This window comes from Nostoc sp. NMS4 (assembly GCF_017115095.1).
Taxonomy (GTDB): Bacteria; Cyanobacteriota; Cyanobacteriia; order Cyanobacteriales; family Nostocaceae; genus Nostoc.
This window is the reverse complement of the sequence record NZ_JABXKI010000044.1, coordinates 1-4,289: the sequence shown is the minus strand read 5'-3', so window position 1 is coordinate 4,289 and position 4,289 is coordinate 1. Positions and strand designations below refer to the sequence as shown.

At 43.0% G+C, this 4,289-nt stretch carries 6 protein-coding genes; 4 read left to right on the top strand and 2 right to left on the bottom strand.

Features of this window, described 5'->3' with window-relative positions; all coding sequences use genetic code 11:
• Positions 1–104 precede the first annotated feature (104 nt).
• The 3 genes from HWQ37_RS01865 (at position 105) to HWQ37_RS01855 (ending at position 2,133) form a co-directional block, all read left to right on the top strand.
• On the top strand, positions 105–566 hold the full coding sequence (locus HWQ37_RS01865; RefSeq protein WP_292743058.1) for a DUF4079 domain-containing protein: 462 nt from the start codon (positions 105–107) through the stop codon (positions 564–566).
• 67 nt (positions 567–633) lie between these two features.
• Positions 634–1,200, top strand: coding sequence for a hypothetical protein (locus HWQ37_RS01860; protein WP_292743056.1), 567 nt, complete (start codon positions 634–636; stop codon positions 1,198–1,200).
• Between the two features lie 135 nt (positions 1,201–1,335).
• Entirely contained in the window at positions 1,336–2,133 is a 798-nt protein-coding gene (locus HWQ37_RS01855) for an ABC transporter ATP-binding protein (RefSeq protein WP_292743054.1), read from the top strand.
• Positions 2,134–2,208: 75 nt separating this feature from the next.
• On the opposite strand, the gene HWQ37_RS01850 is transcribed toward HWQ37_RS01855, so the two are convergent.
• Positions 2,209–2,982, bottom strand: coding sequence for a response regulator transcription factor (locus tag HWQ37_RS01850; RefSeq protein ID WP_094349507.1), 774 nt, complete (start codon positions 2,980–2,982; stop codon positions 2,209–2,211).
• A gap of 586 nt (positions 2,983–3,568) precedes the next feature.
• On the opposite strand from HWQ37_RS01850, the gene HWQ37_RS01845 reads away from it, so the two are divergent.
• Positions 3,569–3,817, top strand: coding sequence for a DUF6761 family protein (locus HWQ37_RS01845; protein ID WP_292743052.1), 249 nt, complete (start codon positions 3,569–3,571; stop codon positions 3,815–3,817).
• 115 nt (positions 3,818–3,932) lie between these two features.
• Here HWQ37_RS01845 and HWQ37_RS01840 read toward each other — a convergent pair.
• Positions 3,933–4,289, bottom strand: a 357-nt coding sequence (locus HWQ37_RS01840; RefSeq protein WP_292743050.1) for a hypothetical protein, incomplete at its 5' end; no start/stop codon positions are given.

Here is a 4,289-nt window from a genome sequence, read left to right as displayed (position 1 = left end):
TTAAGAGTTAGGAGTTTTGTTTATCTCCTTGTCCCCTTGTCTCCCTTGTCTCCCTTGTCTCCCTTGTCTCCCTCATCTCCCTCATCTCAACTACAATCATTCTTATGAATCTGCCTTCATTTCTTTGGTTGTGGAAAATAGCCGCCTGGTCAATGGGATTATCCCTGCTGGCATATCTGATGTTAGCAATTACAGGCGTTTGGATGTTTCGGGCGAGAACTTCGCAGCAATTTCCTTTTATTACCCCATTTATGGGCGGAAATAAAGGGGTGCGATCGCTCCACTATACAATGGGCATCAGCATGGTAAGTTTAGTACTACTACTGCTAGCGATCGGCATTGTTGGCACTTGGGGACACTTTGGTTCACTAGGACACTCGTCACACTTGGTTGCTGGGTTAATAGTTGTAGTATTAGTTTTACTGTCTGCTTTTAGCGCCACACAAATTAGTGTCAGACGACCTTGGGCTAGACCCTTACACATCGGCGTAAATATTATTCTATTTATAGGATTTGCCTGGGTGTCCCTTACTGGTTGGATTGTAGTGCAGAAGTATTTACCGTGAACTGCCATACATCAACTACCAGAGACATAGCCTACCCTACAATGAAGAAAAGCATTGTAATTGAGCCGTGACAGCAAACTCAGCCAATATCTCAACTTCTGTTTTTCGTCTGTCTCCTTTGATTCGGATAACGTTGCTGAGTCTATACATAGCACTCACAGTCCCATTACCCTTTTTATCGCAGGTAACAGCTGCACCCGTACCTCCAGAATTATTGTGGATAGGGATTGGCATCGGTCTAGTTGCCTTATACGCGGTATTAACTGAACAAGTAATAGTAGATGACCAAGGAATTCAGGTTACTTACCCCGCCTGGGTGCCGAGCTTTTTTCGTAAAGGCTGGTCTTTACCTTGGTCAGAAGTAAAAGAGTTAAAACCCCGCAGCACTGGACAAGGAGGGCTAGTTTATTACTTCCTCAGCGAGGATGGGAAAGCTTATTTACTACCGATGCGTGTAGCTGGATTTGCCCGTTTGGTGCAAATTGTCCAAGCAAAGACGAGCATTGACACCACAGATGTTCGCCCTTTAGCCCAGCCCTGGATGTACCTGATTTTACTGGGATGCACACTGCTGCTACTATTAGTCGATGGCTGGGCGATCGCTACAGCTTTAACTAGTACACAATTAACTTAAAATTGGGAATTGGGCATGGGGCATGGGGCATGGGGCATTGGGAATTGGGCATTTTCATCAATTCCCAACAATTATTCTTGTTCCTCTCCCTCATCTCCCTCATCTCCCTAATCTCCCTCAACTTCACCACTCCCCTTGAATACAGCAAAAGCCACACTCAGGCTAGAGCAAGTTAATCTATTTACAAAGCTGAAAACCCAACTTCCCGGCAATCAGCAAGGATACCCCATATTACAGGATATTTCCTTAGAGGTATTCCAGAGCGATGGCTCCGCCAACGCTTGCGGCGATCGCATTGCCATTGTCGGCCCAGTAGGCGCTGGGAAAACTTCATTATTACACCTTATCAACCGCCTAATTGAACCCACGAGTGGTAAACTCTATCTAGAAAATCAAGAATATCGCCAAATTCCCGTCATCCAACTACGGCAGATGATAGTACTTGTATTGCAAGAGTCAAAGCTCTTGGGGATGACAGTCGGGCAAGCCTTGGCTTATCCCTTAGTTTTGCGTGGTTTATCCAAACAGACAATTCAGCAACGAGTGAATCATTGGACAGACCAACTGCACATTCCCAGTGAATGGTTAGGGCGAACAGAGGTGCAACTTTCTGCTGGACAACGACAACTTATAGCGATCGCTCGTGCCTTGGTCATCCAGCCTAAAATATTATTATTAGACGAGCCAACCTCTGCCCTAGATGCCAGTACAGCTTCTCATCTAATGCAAGTTCTAACCCAGTTGAGTCAAACTCATCAAACCACGATTCTGATGGTCAATCATCAACTGGAACTAGCTCAGATGTTTTGCACTAGATTATTACACCTGCAACAAGGTCATTTATTGGCAAATCAAAAAGTCTCAGACATAAATTGGGTTGAATTACGAAAAAACCTAATTCAGGCAGAAGTTAAAGACGATTTTGGATTTTAAATTTTGCATAAGACACAACTTTTAACTCCTAACTCCTAACTCAGCACTCCTAACGCCCAATCCCCAATCCCCCATTCACACTTGACTACTAGTAAGTGTTGAACGTTGATTATTAAATCTCTCTCTAGCTAACTTTGTTGTTTGTGACTGTGAAATATTGGTATTCAAAATTTCCATGTTAAAACGGTATCCAACATTGCGGATAGTTTGAATCAAATTGGGTTGCCGGGGATCGAGTTCAACCTTTTTCCGCAGTGATAAAACGTGAGTATCAATGGTACGAGGGTTATCGATTGCGTCAGGCCAAGCACGACGCAGCAATTCCGATCTACTTAGAGGTACTCCCCCAGCTTGTGCTAAAACATACAGCAAACTGAATTCCTGGGGCGTTAAGTCAATAAACTCCCCTTGGAAACGGACACGACGCTGAACTAAATCGATTTGCAAAGTGCCATAATCCAAATAAGCTGGTGCAGTAGGTGTGCGCTTCCGGCGAATCAGTGCCTCTACCCGTGCCAAAAACTCTTGCATTCCAAAAGGTTTGCTCAGGTAATCATCTGCACCCGCCTTTAAACCTGCGACTATATCAGCTTCACTATTACGGGCAGATAGCATTAAGATTAGAGGCTGCTGCTGACGATGCAACCAACGACAAAACTCAATGCCATCACCATCAGGCAAGTCTGCATCCAAAACTACCAGTGTTGGTTGATGGCTTAAAAATACTTCCCTTGCTTGATAAATACTGGCAGCTTGATGCACGCGGTATTCCAGTTGTTGCAAGTGCCAACCCAACAACGACCTCAGATGGGGATTCCCCTCAATGATTTCTATACAAACCGAACCCACGGTGGCAAGACCCCTTAGCGTCTGATGACTTTCAAAGTAACAAGCCTCTCTCTAAGGTTTTGTAGCCTTTGTTACTTCAATTGCGATTAACTTTACATTTCCTCATAAAAAAATTGGCAATATTTTTAATTTATGCCTTGCCAATAGGCGATTAGAAATATTATTAAATTTTTATTAAATTTCTCGAAAGTGTTGTTAGACTTATGAAAAGTTCTTTTAGCTTAACATTTTGCTTTTAGATGGGTGTTATGTGGCAAATATCTACAACCCAAGCAGCTAACCACTACTACAACAGCTTTTGAACCTGATGGTAAAAGTGGATTTTTTCACAAAAGTTTACTGCTCCCATCCAGGAACATAACATCAATACAATTGGGCTGTTGATCGTGAAAATCAAAAAAATAATTTCAGCAGCTAACTAGAATCGATGTTTTCTGGAATAGGATTAAAGAAGCTTGTAGCTGCTATGAGGGTACTACCCAAAGTAGATGTGTTGACTTTGAGTTAATGGCAAAGTGAAATTACAGTTCACATTTGAGCGTGAATCATTTACAATTCTCATTCCAAAGAGATTAATACAGCAGTTATGCTCCAAGACACACAAACCATCCGCTATTACCAAAGACTTACCGATGCCTTCATCGAGCTATGGAATCGCGGTTATCGCACGGATGATATGCGGATGTATTTGGATGGATATCTAGCCGCTCTGCGACATAGCAACGTCATTGAACCTTTTCTAATTCATCGCTTAGAAGAGGAAGCCAGCCGTTATTTGTACGATGGATCGAACTTTGCAGTGCCGCAACCACAACCACAACCCGATTACTACTAATTACCATTTACCTGGTCATTGATAGTAACCGTTAATTACCGCAGATGATTATAGCATATTATCTGTATTGGTCAACGGGTTGTTGTGGTGTGAAATTTGGGAAATATTGTATTGATTAAACGCATCCCCTCAGCCCTATATTGGTTTTGCCAATGCGACTGAGGGGATTGTTGTCTAGAAATAAAATCAAGCCTAATATACAGCTGCTTGCCACGGGCTTTGAGGTAGGAGGCACGTGGCATTGGTGTAAACTTAACGTAAAAGGCAGTCTAGAACTAGCTTTTAGAGATTGCCTCGTTCCCATTCGGAGACTGGGAATGCCTTTGAGAGGTTCCGCCTCTTGACTTGCGGCAGAGCCGCAATTGAAGTGCATTTCCAGCCAGAGGCTATTGGTCAGTAGACCGAAAACTTTTGCAGTCGCTAAAAAATAGTAGTGTATGATACCATTTTTAGAGGAATGGAAAAAAGCTGT